This window comes from Pseudomonas sp. V98_8 (assembly GCF_029967975.1).
In the GTDB taxonomy this organism is placed as follows: Bacteria; Pseudomonadota; Gammaproteobacteria; order Pseudomonadales; family Pseudomonadaceae; genus Aquipseudomonas; species Aquipseudomonas umsongensis.
On the sequence record NZ_JASCAE010000001.1, the window covers coordinates 210,577 to 226,890 of the forward strand.

Consider the following 16,314-nt stretch of genomic DNA (forward strand, 5'->3'; position numbering starts at 1 on the left):
ACCCCCGCGAATCATGTCACCAGGCTAAGTCTTTATTCACCCAGCCGCGCTGTTCGAGTTGAGTTTGCACGTCTTCGTCCTTTGAAAAATGTGCGCTTTTTAAGGATCCATCGGCGACCGGGACTAACGGCCTACTGGCACCCTTGGCGATTGGATTAGCAATAGGTTCTGCAGGAGTGGTAAACGAAGCCTGAGTAAGAAGCGAAAGATGTGTCCTATCAGCTCGCCGCGCCAGATCGTAATTCATCATCTGAGCGATCTGGTCCTTTGTAGGCATCATGTCCTCGAAGTCCGCAATTTGCAGAGGATCACCGCTTCGAAGGGCCTCAATGGGCTTGTGCAGAAGCCTCATCTGGGTGTCATACACCTGCTGCAATACCGCTGAAGTAATCGAATCAATGCCCTCCCAAATTACGTGCCGCTGGGTCAGCATGAGAAGCTTGGCCAGGAAGTCCGTGTTGCCTTGAGTGAGGTCGTAAATCGTAGCCAGAAGCTCATCTGTCAGCGGAGCACAGGAAGCCGTCCAGTCATAGGCCCAGAGCTGCGACACCAGATGTGACCAAAATGGATCGTCCTCGGTGAATCGGTCGAAAGCGATGGGACCCATCCCCGCAGCTCGCCGGGCGTTTCGCAAAACGCCGGAAAATAGCGGCAGCATTGCATTCGTTCCGACGTAGACCAGCGGAACGCCGGCGTCGTTTGACAGCGTCACGAAAAAATTGAGCAGCTTCTCGCGGTCTTGCCCGCCCCGCGACGAGCAAAGATGTTGCATCTCATCAATGATCAAGGCACCGATATAGAAAGTTTTGCACAACTGACTGAGGTGCTGAAGCATCACACTGATACTGTTACCTGCACCACCTTTGCGCGAGTACTTGTCAATTCCTAGCGCTACATCCAGTGCCGAAAAGAACGCTGAGCAAAACCCTCGTAGGGAACCGTCGTGCGGGCACTCGATCTTGAGCCAGACTACTTGGGTCTCGACGAAGATCTGCTCCTTGTATCTGCTATGGCTGATGACCTGGGGATAAAGCTTCGCTATGGAATTAAGGGCGGTCGTTTTACCCATACCGCTCAGCCCAATGAGCGTCATCGTTTCCGCAGTGGACATGAAGCCTTGGCGTTGAATCTCGGCAGATGAAGGCATCCGATGCCTGACGGACGAAGCGAGTAGCGGGTTACGACCCGTATAACCGTACCGGATCAACTGGCTGAACAAATCCTCAAGCCGCAGGTGGATCTCAAAAGGAACGACGACGTCCTTCAGCCTGTTTATCCCATGGCCACGAAGCTTAGGGTCCAATGCCCGCTCTGCTTCGTCAGGCCTCGTGGGATGATTACCAACACGCCTGACGACATCAATATCCGACAAAATCCTGGGCAGGCACTCTATTAGGGGATTACCGTCGTATTGAGGCATCCCGGTTGGAGTATAATCAGCGGGCGCAAAACTGAAGTCACTCATAGGTCTCTCCACCCGAATTGACCACCAGTTTCAGGAAGGCAGCGCTTCGCGCAGAATTGGGCTTGCTTACGGCTGGTTTGGGATTTTCCGCCGTAACAGACGGGTTATCCATAACGCGAAGCTGGTTCAGATCAGCGGTATGGAGATCGCGCTCACTCTGAGCTTCTGTGGCGCGCTTGGAACGTTTGTCCCGTTTGAAATCAGCGTTCGACTTCGGGTCACCTTGTGCTATGCGCTTGGTTTTCGCCCGGTCAAGGATGTCCTCCTGCCGGGCTTTTAGTAGCGCCGCAGTGTTGTCAGCTTCATATCGAGCATCCGGCGAGACCTGATTCACGATCTTAATCATATCTAGGACCTCCTCCATACGGAGTCCGCCATATTTTTGCCGTTGTTGCGGCACTATCGTGAGGGGCTCGAATCCCGCATCAGATTTAACCCAGCAATTTTCTATAGAGTTTGGATCATAATAAACCCTAATGTATCTCGTTTGGAAATTATGTGACCGCTCTAGCCACTCCTCACGAACTGCTGTTTGACAAGTATATTGCACGCCTTGGAAATTAATTCCGCCTCGGCTGATACGGCATTCCTGCGAAGGCAATAAGGCGATCTTGAGTTCTGCAGGAGAAACCACCTTAGAATTAAGCATGCTGTTTGCCATGGACCATTTCCAAAGTTCTATTGGAGTTGGTGCTACTTCTGCAGCAACCATCTCGCGACTGAGAACATGAGGTACCCGAAGGCTTTTGTTGTGTGCCAGCACTCCCACGATTACCATTTCGGTAAATTCATCGATATCGAGGATTGCATCTAGCTGGTAGTCTCGGTCGCCTCGCTCCATTTTTCGGGCGTCCACGCCCCCTGGTACAAACTTCAGGTCCAACTTTTCATTTATCAGCCGAAAGCGGCTTTCAATGATACTTTTCCAGTCAGGTCTAAAAGGTGGCAAAATCTTAACGGCAGTACCCAGAACCTTCGTCATCGCCTCGCCGGCCTCGCTTAAAAGCTCAGCGCGGTCCGCAACGAGCTCAACCGGCAGATGAAAGCATGGCCAATCAGACTCACCAATATCAATACCATATCGCTTGCAGAAATCTACTTTAGGTGTACAGGCGTTATAAATAGCGTGCCTAGCACCATTCCAACTTGGCCCCTCAAGACCAACGTGGATGCCCACAATCATTCTGGTGAACGTATCTACAACAACGTAGAGGACTGGCCGACCAATCAGCCACAATCTGTTGACACGGTGCACCAGATAAACATCGGCAATAGTCGAATCTATTTCATAGCGATGGCCAGCACCAAACAATCCCATAGATGCTGACCCAACGAGCGGGCGATGGTCTTTGTTATAGCGAATGGCTCCTCCGCGCTTCTTCAACTTATAAAGAGCGTCGAAAAACAATTTTCCATTATGCCTAAGCTGGTGGATGGATGGATAACTGCCTCGTACCACATCTCCTTTAGAGCCATCGGTTAGCGTTTCCCTATAGAATTTGTTCAACATCCACTTATGTGCGTCTTGAATCGTACCGCACCTGCCACTAGCAACCCGCCCATAAGCAAGGCGGATGTGGGTAAGATGCCGGTTCTCAAGCAGAATAGCGCCATCTTCGCTGATCACGACGCCGAGATATTTGGCCGGCCGCCCGGGAATAATGCCAGATGCGCGGCTTTTTTTCTTTCCTCGACCGCCACATGGACTGGTATTCCACAAGAATGCGTTACGAGTCTGCCCCATGCTCCAGTATCGATAAAGAAGACGATAGATTTGCTTACGATCTACTCCCATCGCCATAGCATGACTCGAAACGAGAGCGCCAAAATCCGAGGTTAAAATATCTAGGGCAGTTTGGTTTTCCACCAGGCCCCGAACAAGGCTCCAATTTCTATCTCTGCTATTTCTTTCATTCTCGCTTATCTGATCTTCACTTCTGAGCAAGTGCATGGGAACCTTTTCCGGACTTAGCACAGCCGCACCGGAATCGATCTCTTCCAGCAAAAGTGATTTCTCCACCCGCCATGGTTTGGTCGGATTTGTGGACAGTTCAATCACTAAAAAAAAACAGTCTTTTTGACCCAAAACTCTAACTGGCTTCTCCAACAGGCTAGAGCCTTCACCTGGAGAAACGATGCAGTTAACTCGCAGACTTAGCATTAATGGATACCTCGATTGGTGCCGTAACAGCCGAAGGCGGTTGACTAATCCATACATGTAACGGCTGAGATAGGCTAATCACCTTGGATGTGAGATCCATGTCCAACCGACCGATCCATAGAAGATGATGGAAAAGATGCTTTACGCCCATGTAGTCTATATAGATATACTTGGAAGCTTTATCCAGTAACACCTTGAGCGCGACTTCGTCAGTTTTACACCGCCCTATGAATTCGAGTAAATTTTTTATGTTCTTTTCTGTAGGCAAAGAAGGATGGATGTTCGCATAGGTCCGCAGAATGGTGAGATTTGCTATCTTGTTTCGCGACAGGTTTTCGTGCAGAACTAGCTTCCATTCTACATTCCTAATCGACCAATACTTTTCTTCGATAGCAAGTTTCTCAGCCATTCGATTCCGCACGCCAATGTCTGCATCCTCGAACTCCTTCCGGTGCTTGACAGAACGCGCAGCCAGCCTGACTTCGCCCGATGAATCTAGGAAGGTGATTAGGAAGTCGGTCGTCATGACTACAGGAACCTGAGTCCCTGGGTAGACCGGATGGCGATAATTAAAGCTGGTGGCGATTGCCTGGGTTTCGGCTTGCGTTAAGAGGGGGTACTGCTCGCGGATATCGATTACTGAATTATCACGTTCTAGGACGGTGAGATAGTCGCGCTCAGCGTTTGATAAGAGGTGATGAGTGCGTTGGAATTTTACGCCCGGCACTAGGTGGGACACGCCCTTGGATTTGATGTCCCAAACCCTGATCCAAGGTGCATAGGTTTCTCTTACGCCGCTACCACGACCAGATTTGATTCTTTTATCGATTTTCTGCTGAGTCATCAGCTTGGAAGGCGCTGGCTTAACCGGCGCAGCGGGAACAGATGTCATTTCGAGTCGCTCATCGTAGGGCGACCCACTCGCTCAGAACGGCACATGAGGAGCGTGGCGTGGAGGTGTCAGGAGCGGGCTCAGCCAGGACAGCGGTCACAGGTCCATTGAGGATCATGATCCTAATTTCCAAGACCTGCTCCTGCTCCGATGTACGGTCGAGGCAGGAGCTTGTGACAACCTTTATTAAGTTGTGACAACCTTTATTGTTTTGTGACAACCTTTATTGTTTGCAAACATAAGGTTCGATCAGCTGTGGATAACTTATTCCACAGTCACCGATTTCGCCAGGTTGCGTGGTTGGTCGACGTCAGTGCCTTTGAGCACAGCCACGTAGTACGACAGCAACTGCAGCGGGATGGTGTAGAGGATTGGTGACAGGATGTCGTGGATGTGGGGCATGTGCACTACGTGCGTGCCTTCACCATTGGTCATGCCAGCCTTCTCATCTGCGAAAACGATCAGTTGGCCACCCCGGGCGCGGACTTCCTGGAGGTTGGACTTCAGTTTCTCCAGCAGCTCGTTGTTTGGCGCTACGGTCACCACTGGCATGTCGTTATCCACAAGCGCCAGCGGGCCGTGCTTCAGCTCGCCAGCCGGGTAGGCTTCGGCGTGGATGTAGGAAATTTCCTTGAGCTTGAGGGCCCCTTCCATCGCGACCGGGAACTGTGCGCCACGACCCAGGAACAGGGTGTGGTTCTTCTCGGCGAACAGTTCAGCAATTTTCTCCACGGTGCTGTCCATCGCCAGCGCTTCACCCAGGCGGGTTGGCAAGCGACGCAGTTCTTCGACCAGTGTCGCTTCAACGCCTTTGGCCAACGATCCGTGAACCTGGCCCAGGGACAGGGTCAGTAACAGCAGACCCACCAATTGCGTAGTGAAGGCTTTGGTAGACGCCACGCCGATTTCGCGGCCGGCCTGGGTCAGCAGGGTCAGGTCCGATTCACGCACCAGGGAGCTGATGCCGACGTTGCAGATTGCCAGGCTGGCGAGGAAACCCAGTTCCTTGGCATTGCGCAGCGCAGCCAGGGTATCGGCGGTTTCGCCGGACTGGGAGATGGTCACGAACAGGGTGTCGGGTTGCACCACGACTTTACGGTAGCGGAACTCGCTGGCAACTTCGACTTGGCAGGGGATGCCGGCCAGTTCTTCGAGCCAGTAACGCGCAACCATGCCGGCGTGATAGCTGGTGCCGCAGGCAACGATCTGCACATTGCGCACTTTGGCGAACAGTTCAGCGGCCTGTGGACCGAAAGCCTGTACCAGCACGCCGTTCGGGCTCAAACGACCTTCCAGGGTGCGCTGTACCACGGACGGTTGCTCGTGGATTTCCTTGAGCATGAAATGGCGGAACTCGCCTTTTTCAGCCGCTTCGGCGCCATCGCGATACTGCACGGTCTCACGCTCGACAGCCTTGCCGCTGACATCCCAGATCTGCACGCTGTCGCGGCGAATTTCGGCGATATCACCCTCTTCCAGGTACATGAAACGGTCAGTCACCTGACGCAGTGCCAATTGGTCGGACGCCAGGAAGTTCTCACCCAGGCCCAGGCCGATCACCAGCGGGCTGCCACTGCGGGCTGCCACCAGGCGATCAGGTTGCTTCGCGCTGATGACTGCCAGACCATAAGCACCGTGCAGTTCCTTTACTGTTGCCTTGAGGGCCTCAGCCAGGTCAGGAAGGTCCTTGAGTTTATGGTTCAGCAGGTGGGCGATGACTTCAGTGTCCGTGTCTGAAGTGAAAACGTAACCCAAAGACTTGAGTTGTTCACGCAGGGCTTCGTGGTTTTCGATGATGCCGTTATGCACCACAGCCAAATCGCCAGAGAAGTGCGGATGCGCATTGCGTTCGCAAGGTGCACCGTGAGTGGCCCAGCGAGTGTGGGCAATACCCAGGCGCCCAACCAGCGGTTCTTCGACCAAGGCCAGTTCAAGTTCGCTGACCTTGCCCGGGCGACGCGCGCGCTCGAGCTTTTGATCATTGGTGTACACCGCTACACCCGCGCTGTCATACCCACGGTATTCCAGGCGCTTGAGGCCCTCGACCAGGATGGCGGTGATGTTACGTTCTGCAACTGCGCCGACAATTCCACACATGTTATTTCTCCTGACTGACAGCCGCGCAAATCAAAGTGATACCGCGGGCTTGAATCTGATCCCGCGCATCGAGCGACAGGCGATCATCGGTAATGAGGGTATGGACGCTGCTCCAGGGCAGTTCCAGGTTGGGAATCTTGCGACCGATCTTGTCGGCCTCCACCATCACGACTACTTCACGGGCGACTTCGGCCATCACTCGGCTGAGTCCCAGCAATTCGTTGAAGGTGGTTGTACCGCGGGCCAGATCAATACCATCGGCGCCGATGAACAATTGATCGAAGTCGTAGGAGCGTAGTACCTGCTCGGCGACCTGCCCCTGAAAGGACTCGGAATGCGGGTCCCAAGTGCCGCCGGTCATCAACAGCACCGGCTCATGCTCGAGTTCGCTCAAGGCGTTGGCGACGTGCAGGGAATTGGTCATCACCACCAGGCCCGGTTGCTGACCCAGTTCCGGAATCATCGATGCGGTAGTGCTGCCGCTGTCGATGATGATGCGTGCATGTTCGCGAATCCGCGCAACAGCTGCGCGGGCAATGGCCTGCTTGTACCTGGAGACCGGTTGACTCAGGTCGGCCACTAATTCCTGAGGCAAGGTGATGGCGCCGCCATAACGACGCAGCAACAGACCATTGCTTTCAAGTGCGGCCAGATCCTTGCGAATCGTAACTTCAGAGGTTTCGAAGCGCTTTGCCAATTCATCCACACTGACTTCGCCCTGCTCGTTGAGCAAGGCCAGGATGTTGTGGCGCCGCTGAGGTGTGTTGCGCTTCGACATGATCTGATAAGTTTCGATTCGAAAGATAACGGAAGCAATCAAAACCTATCGAGGAAACTTCGTCAAGCGCGGATCGATCAAAAGACTCTGTGGATAAAATAATTAACAGCAAGCCCCCTGAAGTGAGCGAGGCTTGCCGATTAATATTATTAACAGTATTTTGGTTGTGAATAACTTCTGAAAAATATCGAGGTGTGGATAACTTAGCTCTTCTTGATCTTCTCTGGTCGCTTCCAACCGTCGATGTTCTTCTGGCGAGCACGGGCTACTGCCAACTGCGCTTTATCCACAGTAGAGGTAATAGTCGAACCGGCTGCCGTAGTCGCACCAGACAAGATATCCACAGGGGCCACCAATGAGTTGTTGGAACCGATGAACACGTCCTCGCCCAGCACCGTTTTCCACTTGTTGGCCCCATCGTAGTTGCAGGTAATGGTGCCAGCACCGATGTTGGTGCGTGCGCCCACTTCGGCATCGCCCAGATAGGTCAAATGGCCTGCCTTGGCACCTTCGCCCAGATGAGCATTTTTCAACTCGACAAAGTTACCCACATGCGCCCGCGCTTCGAGCACAGTGCCTGGACGCAGACGCGCGAACGGACCGGCATCGCTGCCTTCTCCGAGAATCGCCCCTTCGATATGACTGTTGGCCTTGATCACGACGCCTTTACGCAAGGTGCTGTCCTTGATCACGCAGTTCGGGCCAATGACCACGTCGTCTTCAATGACGACGTTACCTTCGAGGATCACATTGATATCGATCAGCACGTCGCGACCCACACTGATATCACCCCGCACATCGAAACGGGCCGGGTCGCGAAGAGTCACTCCTTGAGCCATCAAGCGACGGCCGGCGCGCAGCTGATAATGACGCTCAAGATCGGAAAGCTGCTTGCGGTCATTGGCGCCCTGCACTTCCATGGCGTCGTGGGGCTGTTCGGTGGCCACCACCAGACCGTCGCTGACTGCCATTTCAATCACGTCGGTCAAGTAGTACTCGCCCTGCGCGTTGTTGTTCGACAGGCGGCCCGTCCAATCGGCCAGGCGATCGGCCGGAACCGCGAGGATCCCGGTATTGCCTTCCTTGATGGCGCGCTGGGCTTCGTTGGCGTCCTTGTGCTCGACGATGGCAGAGACCTTTCCATCATTGTCGCGAACGATGCGGCCATAACCGGTTGCATCATCCAGCTCGACGGTAAGCAGGCCCATCTGCCCAGGCACTACCAGCTTGAGCAAACGCTGCAGGGTTTCGATTTCAATCAAGGGCACATCACCGTATAGCACCAGCACGGTGTCGGACTTGATGAAAGGAACGGCCTGGGCCACCGCATGACCGGTACCCAATTGTTTGTCCTGGAGGACGAAGTTCAGATCGTCGGCGGCCAGGCGCTCGCGTACCACATCGGCACCATGGCCGATCACCACGTGAATGCGCTGTGGATCAAGTTGTCGGGCGCTGTGGATAACATGGCCGAGCATCGAATTGCCGGCAATCGGGTGCAAGACCTTTGGCAGGGCCGAACGCATGCGGGTGCCCTGGCCAGCAGCGAGGATAACGATTTCAAGAGACATGACTGGCTACCAATCCTGGGTGGTCAGCGGCTGCGACCAACGTGATGAATATCGGGAAAATAAAAAAGGGTAGCCGAGGCTACCCTTTTTAATCAATCACACAACAAGCGCTGCCTTAATGGCCGAACTTCTTGCGGATCTGCTGGACGGTACGCAGCTGGGCTGCGGCCTCGGCCAGACGTGCGGCAGCGGAACCGTAATCGAACTCCGCGCCCCGCTCATGCAAGGCCTTCTCGGCAGCCTTGACGGCTTCCTGAGCGGAAGCTTCGTCCAGGTCGGCAGCACGTTGCACGGTGTCGGCGAGAACCTTGACCATGTTCGGCTGAACCTCGAGGAAACCACCAGAGATGTAGTACACCTCCTCTTCCCCGCCCTGCTTGACCAGGCGGATCGGACCTGGCTTCAGATTAGTGATCAGCGGCGCGTGACCCAGGGCGATACCAAGATCACCCAGTGCACCGTGCGCAATCACCATCTCGACCAGACCGGAAAAGATTTCCCCTTCCGCGCTGACGATATCGCAATGGACTGTCATAGCCATCTGATTGCCTCAACCTAAATTAGCGCCCGTTTCCGGGCGCCGGGATTACAGTTTCTTGGCTTTCTCGATCGCTTCTTCGATGCCGCCAACCATGTAGAACGCTTGTTCTGGCAGGTGGTCGTAGTCACCGTTGAGGATGCCTTTGAAGCCAGCAATGGTGTCTTTCAGGGAAACGTATTTACCCGATGCACCGGTGAAGACTTCAGCCACGAAGAACGGCTGCGACAAGAAACGCTGGATCTTACGAGCACGGTTTACCAACTGCTTGTCGGCTTCCGACAGCTCGTCCATACCCAGGATCGCAATGATGTCCTTCAGTTCTTTGTAACGCTGCAGAACGTACTGGACGCCGCGAGCGGTGTCGTAGTGGTCCTGGCCGATAACGTTCGGGTCCAGCTGGCGCGAAGTCGAGTCCAGTGGGTCTACCGCTGGGTAGATACCCAGGGAAGCGATGTCACGGGACAGAACGACGGTGGCGTCCAAGTGGGCGAAGGTGGTCGCTGGCGACGGGTCGGTCAAGTCGTCCGCAGGTACGTATACCGCTTGGATCGAAGTGATCGAACCTTCCTTGGTCGAAGTGATACGTTCTTGCAGAACGCCCATCTCTTCAGCCAGGGTCGGCTGGTAACCTACTGCCGAAGGCATACGGCCCAGCAGTGCGGATACTTCAGTACCGGCCAGGGTGTAACGATAGATGTTGTCGACGAACAGCAGAACGTCGTTACCTTCGTCACGGAACTTCTCGGCCATGGTCAGGCCGGTCAGTGCTACGCGCAGACGGTTACCCGGCGGCTCGTTCATCTGACCGTAAACCAGTGCCACTTTGTCCAGAACGTTGGAGTCCTTCATCTCGTGGTAGAAGTCGTTACCCTCACGAGTACGCTCACCCACACCGGCGAACACGGAATAACCGCTGTGCTCGATGGCGATGTTACGGATCAGTTCCATCATGTTTACGGTTTTGCCTACACCGGCACCACCGAACAGACCAACTTTACCACCCTTGGCGAACGGGCAAACCAGGTCGATAACCTTGATGCCGGTTTCCAGCAGGTCGTTGCCGCCTGCTTGTTCAGCGAACGAAGGCGCTGCACGGTGGATACCCCAACGCTCGTCGGTGGCGATTGGGCCAGCTTCGTCGATCGGGTTGCCCAGTACGTCCATGATCCGGCCCAGGGTCGCTTTACCGACCGGTACGGAAATGGCTGCGCCAGAGTCGGTCACTTCCAGACCGCGCTTCAAGCCCTCGGTGGAACCCATCGCAATGGTACGAACCACGCCGTCGCCCAGCTGCTGCTGAACTTCCAGGGTGGTTTCAGCCGCGCTCACTACTTTCAGCGCGTTGTAGATGCTCGGTACGCTGTCGCGTGGAAATTCCACGTCGATAACGGCGCCGATGATTTGAACGATACGTCCGCTACTCATAGCTGGATCCTCTGAATATTTGAACCGTTAAACCGCGGCAGCGCCGCCGACGATTTCCGAGATCTCTTGGGTGATCGCAGCCTGACGCGCCTTGTTGTAGACCAGCTGCAAATCGCTGATCAAATCACCGGCGTTGTCGGTAGCGTTCTTCATCGCGATCATCCGCGCAGCTTGTTCAGCCGCGTTGTTCTCGACCACCGCCTGGTAGACCTGCGACTCAACGTAGCGGACCATCAAGCCGTCAAGCAGCTCTTTGGCATCCGGTTCGTAGAGATAGTCCCAGTGGTGCTTGAGGTCCTGATCCGGGGTTGCCACCAGTGGAATCAATTGCTCCACGGTAGGCTGTTGCGTCATGGTGTTGATGAACTTGTTGGAAACCACGGACAGGCGGTCAATACGGCCGTCCAGGTAGGCATCCAGCATCACTTTGACGCTACCGATCAAGTCGTTGATCGACGGCTCTTCACCCAGGTGGCTGATAGCTGCTACGACGTTGCCGCCGAAGTTGCGGAAAAAGGCCGCACCCTTGCTACCCACTACACACAGATCAATCTCGACGCCTTTCTCGCGGTTTACCGCCATGTCCTTGACCAGGGCCTTGAACAGGTTGGTGTTCAAGCCACCGCACAGACCACGGTCACTGCTCACTACGACATAACCAACACGCTTGATTTCGCGGTCGATCATGAACGGGTGGCGGTATTCCGGGTTGGCGTTGGCCAGATGCCCAATAACCTGGCGGATGCGCTCCGCATAAGGACGGCTAGCAGCCATGCGCATTTGTGCCTTGCGCATTTTGCTGACCGCCACTTTTTCCATGGCGCTGGTAATTTTTTGCGTGCTTTTGATGCTCGCAATCTTACTGCGAATCTCTTTTGCGCCTGCCATGTAACACCTATCAGGTTAGCAAGCGGGAGCCTTGCGGCTCCCGCTGCGGCTTACCAGGTTTGGGTGGCCTTGAACTTCTCGATACCGGCTTTCATGCCAGCGTCGATATCGTCATTGAAGTCACCCTTCACGTTGATCTTCGCCATCAATTCGGCGTGATCGCGGTTGAAGTAAGCAATCAGCGCTTGTTCAAAGCTGCCGACCTTGGCGATTTCGACGTCAGTCAGGAACCCACGCTCAGCGGCATACAGCGACAACGCCATGTCAGCGATCGACATTGGGGCGTATTGCTTCTGCTTCATCAGCTCGGTAACGCGCTGACCATGCTCAAGTTGCTTACGGGTCGCTTCGTCCAGGTCAGAAGCGAACTGGGCGAATGCCGCCAGTTCACGGTACTGAGCCAGAGCGGTACGGATACCACCGGACAGCTTCTTGATGATCTTGGTCTGAGCGGCACCACCCACACGGGATACCGAAACACCGGCGTTCACTGCAGGACGGATGCCCGAGTTGAACATGGCCGATTCCAGGAAGATCTGACCGTCGGTGATGGAAATCACGTTGGTCGGAACGAACGCGGAAACGTCGCCAGCCTGGGTTTCGATGATCGGCAGTGCGGTCAGGGAACCGGTTTTGCCGGTCACTGCGCCGTTGGTGAACTTCTCTACGTACTCTTCCGAAACGCGGGATGCGCGCTCCAGCAGACGGGAGTGGAGATAGAACACGTCGCCTGGGTAAGCTTCACGGCCTGGTGGACGGCGCAGCAGCAGGGAAATCTGGCGGTAAGCCACTGCTTGCTTGGACAGATCGTCATAAACGATCAGCGCGTCTTCACCGCGGTCGCGGAAGAATTCACCCATGGTGCAACCGGAGTACGGTGCCAGGAATTGCAGCGCAGGAGATTCCGAAGCACTGGCAGCCACGATGATCGTGTTGGCCAGGGCGCCGTTTTCTTCCAGCTTGCGAACCACGTTGGCGATGGTCGATTGCTTCTGACCAATGGCTACGTATACGCAGAAAATGCCGCTGTTCTTCTGGTTGATGATCGCGTCGATCGCCAGAGCGGTTTTACCGATCTGACGGTCACCGATGATCAGCTCACGCTGGCCACGGCCGACAGGGATCATGGCATCGACAGCCTTGTAGCCAGTCTGTACAGGCTGGTCTACCGACTTACGCCAGATCACGCCTGGAGCAACTTTCTCGACCGCGTCGGTCTCGGTGTTGCCCAGTGGACCTTTACCGTCAACAGGGTTGCCCAGTGCGTCGACTACGCGACCCAGCAGTTCCTTACCAACTGGAACTTCGAGGATGCGGCCGGTGCACTTGGCGCTCATGCCTTCAGCCAGAGACTGGTATGCGCCCAAAACAACGGCACCTACGGAGTCTTGCTCCAGGTTGAGTGCCATACCGTAGACGCCGCCCGGAAACTCGATCATCTCGCCGTACATGACGTCGGCCAGACCGTGAATCCGCACGATGCCGTCAGATACGCTGACGACAGTGCCTTCGTTACGGGCTTGGGAGGTCACATCGAGCTTGTCGATGCGGCCCTTGATAATTTCACTTATTTCGGAAGGATTGAGTTGCTGCATTGCTCTGCTGCCCCTTCAAACTCAAGATTTCAATGCTTCGGCAAGTTTCGCGATTTTGCCGCGAATCGAGCCATCGATAACCAGGTCGCCGGCGCGGATTACGACACCACCTATCAGGGCGGCATCCTCCGCAACTTGCAGGCGCACTTCCCGGTTGAGTCGTGCACTGAGAACCTTGGCGAGTTTGTCTTGCTGTTCTTGGTTCAATGCAAATGCACTGGTCACTTCAACGTCTACCGACTTCTCTTGCTCGGCCTTGTACAGGTCGAACAGAGCGGAAATCTCCGGCAACAGCGGGAGACGGTCGTTTTCGGCAACGACGTTGATGAAATTCTGTGCCTTGGCATCGAACTTGTCGCCGCACACGTCAATGAACGTGGCGGCCTTTTCTGCGCTCGTCAGTCGCGGGGCCTTGAGCACGCGCTGCAGGGTATCGTCTTGCGATACCGCTGCTGCCAGGCCGAGCATGGCTGACCAATTGGCCAGTTGCTGGTGGGCCTGAGCGTGCTCGAAGGCCGCCTTAGCGTAAGGTCGGGCCAACGTGGTCAGTTCTGCCATGATCGCCCTCGCTTAGATTTCAGCAGCCAGTTGGTTAACCAGCTCTGCGTGCGCGTTTTGATCGATTGTGGCACCCAGGATCTTCTCGGCGCCGCCGACTGCCAGCAAGCCCACTTGGGCACGCAGGGCGTCTTTGACACTGTTCAGTTCCTGTTCGATCTCGGCCTGAGCCTGAACCTTCACACGGTCAGCGTCGATACGGGCTTTTTCAACAGCCTCTTCAACAATCTGATTACCGCGTTTCTTGGCTTGCTCGATGATTTCAGCTGCCTGAGCTTTCGCTTCGCGCAGTTGCTGACCCGCTTTCTCTTGGGCCAACTCCAGGTCACGAGCTGCACGGCTGGCAGCGTCCAGACCATCAGCGATCTTCTTTTGACGTTCGTGCAATGCCGCAATGACCGGAGGCCATACGAACTTCATGCAGAACAGTACAAAAATCAGGAACGCAACGGACTGGCCAATCAGGGTCGCATTAATGTTCACGCCAACACCTCGCAGTTACGTTGTCCATCACACCAAATTACCCGGATTATCCGAGTAATTAGCCAGCGATCTGACCAACGAACGGGTTCGCAAAGGTGAAGAACAGAGCGATACCAACACCGATCATGGTTACGGCGTCGAGCAGACCGGCAACGATGAACATTTTAACTTGCAGCATTGGAACCATTTCTGGCTGACGCGCTGCGCCTTCCAGGAACTTGCCACCCAACAGGCCGAAACCAATTGCGGTACCCAGTGCGCCCAGGCCGATCAACAGTGCAACAGCGATAGCGGTTAGACCAACTACAGTTTCCATCTTTCCTCCCGACTTTTACGTCGTATGGTTTAGGTTTTTTTAATTTAAAGCGGTAAAACAAATCGTTTCAGATGCCCCGTGAGGAGCACCCTCCCGTTTGACCGGGAGGGACATCAGACTAGTCGAGACTGGTCTTAATGGTTTTCTTCGTGCGCCATCGACAGGTAAACGATGGTCAGCATCATGAAGATGAACGCCTGCAGGGTGATGATCAGGATGTGGAACACAGCCCACGCCCACTGCAGAACAACGCCCAGGCCACTAAGCCAGAGCAGGCCGCTGCCGAACATCACAGCAATCAGAATGAACACCAGCTCGCCGGCATACATGTTGCCGAACAGACGCAGGGCCAGGGAGATCGGCTTGGCGATCAGGGTCACGAATTCCAGCAGGAAGTTCACCGGGATCAGCAGGGCCTGAACGAAGATGTTCTTGCTGCCGAACGGGTGCAGGGTCAGCTCGCCGATGAAACCGCCGAGGCCCTTGACCTTGATGCTATAGAAAATGATCAGAGCGAAAACCGAGAACGCCATGCCCAGAGTCGCGTTCGGGTCGGTTGTCGACACGGCGCGGAATGGGATGTGGTGGTCACCGGAGATCAGGATGGCCAGTTGAGGAATCCAGTCGACCGGTACCAGGTCGACGGCGTTCATCAGGAACACCCAGACGAAGATGGTCAGTGCCAGCGGTGCAATCACCGGGCTACGGCCATGGAAGCTGTCTTTCACGCTGCCATCGACGAATTCGACCAATACTTCAACGAAGTTCTGCAAAGCACCTGGCTGACCGGAAGTCGCTTTCTTGGCCGCCATGCGGAAAAGAAGAACGAAGATCAGACCCAATGCGACCGACCAGCCGAGGGTATCGACGTGGAAAGCCCAAAAGCCCATTTCCTTGGCTTCTGCTGCGGTGTGGGCAAAGCCCCAGCCGCCGGTAGGGTGCTGACCGAAGGTCAGGTTCTGCAAGTGGTGCTGGATATAGCCCGAAGCGGTTGTTTCTGCCATGGTTGCCTCAAACGCCCTAAGGTCTCGAAAGTCTTGTTCTCATCAGCAGGGGAGCGAACCAGCTGACTGACTGAGTCAGCACGAAGACACCGAATACTGCAATCGGTGCCAATGGCTTCACACCTGCGAACACCAGTGCAAACAGCACTGCCGTCAAAATCAGTTTGCCTGCCTCGCCGGCATAAAAAGACCGGACGATGGACTGGGCTGCTCGGGCGCCGGAAAACCGAAATGCCCTGTGAGCAAAATAAACATTGGGCAGCAAGGCTATCAGGCCTCCGCAAAGTCCCGAGTACCCGGCAACGACTCCATGCCATTGCCAAAGCGCCAAAGCAGCAATCAGCAAAACGACAAATTGAGCCATTAACACCGGAAAAACTGCCAGGCGATGGAAGGGCAAGCGGTTTGGCGTGCGGGTTTCCATCACTATTACTCTCCAATGGTCGGCTGCCAGAATTCAATAACTTGGCATAATTTGTGCCGACAAAATGCGCGCAGAGTATAGGGGCGGTTCTGCCCCTATTCAACTGTCAGGTAGTG

At 55.0% G+C, this 16,314-nt stretch carries 15 protein-coding genes; all 15 read right to left on the minus strand.

Annotated features, from left to right (window positions below):
• Nucleotides 1-16: 16 nt before the first annotated feature.
• The 15 genes from QLG10_RS00930 to QLG10_RS01000 all read right to left on the minus strand — a co-directional run bounded on the left by QLG10_RS00930 (nucleotide 17) and on the right by QLG10_RS01000 (nucleotide 16,198).
• On the minus strand, nucleotides 17-1,465 hold the full coding sequence (locus QLG10_RS00930) for an ATP-binding protein (protein ID WP_282485276.1): 1,449 nt from the start codon (nucleotides 1,463-1,465) through the stop codon (nucleotides 17-19).
• Nucleotides 1,458-3,626 carry a transposase gene (locus QLG10_RS00935; protein WP_282485277.1) on the minus strand — a complete coding sequence of 723 codons (2,169 nt, stop codon included), beginning with the start codon at nucleotides 3,624-3,626 and terminating at the stop codon, nucleotides 1,458-1,460. Before QLG10_RS00935 ends, QLG10_RS00930 begins: the two co-directional genes overlap by 8 nt.
• Nucleotides 3,607-4,518 (minus strand): TnsA endonuclease N-terminal domain-containing protein, encoded by a 912-nt coding sequence (locus QLG10_RS00940; protein WP_282485278.1) that lies wholly within the window; start codon nucleotides 4,516-4,518, stop codon nucleotides 3,607-3,609. Before QLG10_RS00940 ends, QLG10_RS00935 begins: the two co-directional genes overlap by 20 nt.
• 264 nt (nucleotides 4,519-4,782) lie before the next feature.
• Nucleotides 4,783-6,615: a glutamine--fructose-6-phosphate transaminase (isomerizing) gene (gene glmS, locus QLG10_RS00945; protein ID WP_110748350.1), complete on the minus strand. Its 1,833-nt coding sequence runs from the start codon at nucleotides 6,613-6,615 to the stop codon at nucleotides 4,783-4,785.
• A gap of 1 nt (nucleotide 6,616) precedes the next feature.
• Complete coding sequence (locus QLG10_RS00950) at nucleotides 6,617-7,396, minus strand: DeoR family transcriptional regulator (RefSeq protein ID WP_177411575.1); 780 nt, start codon at nucleotides 7,394-7,396, stop codon at nucleotides 6,617-6,619.
• A gap of 200 nt (nucleotides 7,397-7,596) precedes the next feature.
• The gene (glmU, locus tag QLG10_RS00955; RefSeq protein ID WP_110748356.1) at nucleotides 7,597-8,964 is read right to left on the minus strand and encodes a bifunctional UDP-N-acetylglucosamine diphosphorylase/glucosamine-1-phosphate N-acetyltransferase GlmU; all 1,368 of its coding nucleotides are present in this window, start codon (nucleotides 8,962-8,964) and stop codon (nucleotides 7,597-7,599) included.
• Nucleotides 8,965-9,079: 115 nt separating this feature from the next.
• On the minus strand, nucleotides 9,080-9,505 hold the full coding sequence (locus tag QLG10_RS00960) for a F0F1 ATP synthase subunit epsilon (RefSeq protein ID WP_007969909.1): 426 nt from the start codon (nucleotides 9,503-9,505) through the stop codon (nucleotides 9,080-9,082).
• Between the two features lie 45 nt (nucleotides 9,506-9,550).
• Complete coding sequence (atpD, locus tag QLG10_RS00965) at nucleotides 9,551-10,930, minus strand: F0F1 ATP synthase subunit beta (RefSeq protein ID WP_020797984.1); 1,380 nt, start codon at nucleotides 10,928-10,930, stop codon at nucleotides 9,551-9,553.
• A 27-nt stretch (nucleotides 10,931-10,957) separates the two neighbouring features.
• On the minus strand, nucleotides 10,958-11,818 hold the full coding sequence (gene atpG / locus QLG10_RS00970; protein ID WP_008064595.1) for a F0F1 ATP synthase subunit gamma: 861 nt from the start codon (nucleotides 11,816-11,818) through the stop codon (nucleotides 10,958-10,960).
• Nucleotides 11,819-11,868: 50 nt separating this feature from the next.
• Nucleotides 11,869-13,413, minus strand: a complete 1,545-nt coding sequence (gene atpA, locus QLG10_RS00975) for a F0F1 ATP synthase subunit alpha (protein ID WP_020797985.1) — start codon at nucleotides 13,411-13,413, stop codon at nucleotides 11,869-11,871.
• A 21-nt stretch (nucleotides 13,414-13,434) separates the two neighbouring features.
• Entirely contained in the window at nucleotides 13,435-13,971 is a 537-nt protein-coding gene (locus QLG10_RS00980) for a F0F1 ATP synthase subunit delta (RefSeq protein WP_008064599.1), read from the minus strand.
• 12 nt (nucleotides 13,972-13,983) lie between these two features.
• Nucleotides 13,984-14,454, minus strand: coding sequence for a F0F1 ATP synthase subunit B (locus QLG10_RS00985; protein ID WP_008064601.1), 471 nt, complete (start codon nucleotides 14,452-14,454; stop codon nucleotides 13,984-13,986).
• A 58-nt stretch (nucleotides 14,455-14,512) separates the two neighbouring features.
• Complete coding sequence (gene atpE, locus QLG10_RS00990) at nucleotides 14,513-14,770, minus strand: F0F1 ATP synthase subunit C (protein ID WP_003097235.1); 258 nt, start codon at nucleotides 14,768-14,770, stop codon at nucleotides 14,513-14,515.
• Nucleotides 14,771-14,904: 134 nt separating this feature from the next.
• A complete protein-coding gene (atpB, locus tag QLG10_RS00995; protein ID WP_007969902.1) occupies nucleotides 14,905-15,774 on the minus strand; it encodes a F0F1 ATP synthase subunit A in 870 nt (289 codons plus the stop codon).
• 16 nt (nucleotides 15,775-15,790) lie between these two features.
• Entirely contained in the window at nucleotides 15,791-16,198 is a 408-nt protein-coding gene (locus QLG10_RS01000) for a F0F1 ATP synthase subunit I (protein WP_008064605.1), read from the minus strand.
• Between the last annotated feature and the right edge of the window lie 116 nt (nucleotides 16,199-16,314).

Excerpts from the sequence above, each read along its gene's own strand:
- QLG10_RS00930 (WP_282485276.1), bottom strand. The coding sequence starts at position 1,465 with ATGAGTGACTTCAGTTTTGCGCCCGCTGATTATACTCCAACCGGGATG.
- QLG10_RS00935 (WP_282485277.1), bottom strand. The coding sequence starts at position 3,626 with ATGCTAAGTCTGCGAGTTAACTGCATCGTTTCTCCAGGTGAAGGCTCT.
- QLG10_RS00940 (WP_282485278.1), bottom strand. The coding sequence starts at position 4,518 with ATGACATCTGTTCCCGCTGCGCCGGTTAAGCCAGCGCCTTCCAAGCTG.
- glmS (WP_110748350.1), bottom strand. The coding sequence starts at position 6,615 with ATGTGTGGAATTGTCGGCGCAGTTGCAGAACGTAACATCACCGCCATC.
- glmU (WP_110748356.1), bottom strand. The coding sequence starts at position 8,964 with ATGTCTCTTGAAATCGTTATCCTCGCTGCTGGCCAGGGCACCCGCATG.
- QLG10_RS00960 (WP_007969909.1), bottom strand. The coding sequence starts at position 9,505 with ATGGCTATGACAGTCCATTGCGATATCGTCAGCGCGGAAGGGGAAATC.
- atpD (WP_020797984.1), bottom strand. The coding sequence starts at position 10,930 with ATGAGTAGCGGACGTATCGTTCAAATCATCGGCGCCGTTATCGACGTG.
- atpG (WP_008064595.1), bottom strand. The coding sequence starts at position 11,818 with ATGGCAGGCGCAAAAGAGATTCGCAGTAAGATTGCGAGCATCAAAAGC.
- atpA (WP_020797985.1), bottom strand. The coding sequence starts at position 13,413 with ATGCAGCAACTCAATCCTTCCGAAATAAGTGAAATTATCAAGGGCCGC.
- QLG10_RS00980 (WP_008064599.1), bottom strand. The coding sequence starts at position 13,971 with ATGGCAGAACTGACCACGTTGGCCCGACCTTACGCTAAGGCGGCCTTC.
- atpE (WP_003097235.1), bottom strand. The coding sequence starts at position 14,770 with ATGGAAACTGTAGTTGGTCTAACCGCTATCGCTGTTGCACTGTTGATC.
- atpB (WP_007969902.1), bottom strand. The coding sequence starts at position 15,774 with ATGGCAGAAACAACCGCTTCGGGCTATATCCAGCACCACTTGCAGAAC.
- QLG10_RS01000 (WP_008064605.1), bottom strand. The coding sequence starts at position 16,198 with ATGGAAACCCGCACGCCAAACCGCTTGCCCTTCCATCGCCTGGCAGTT.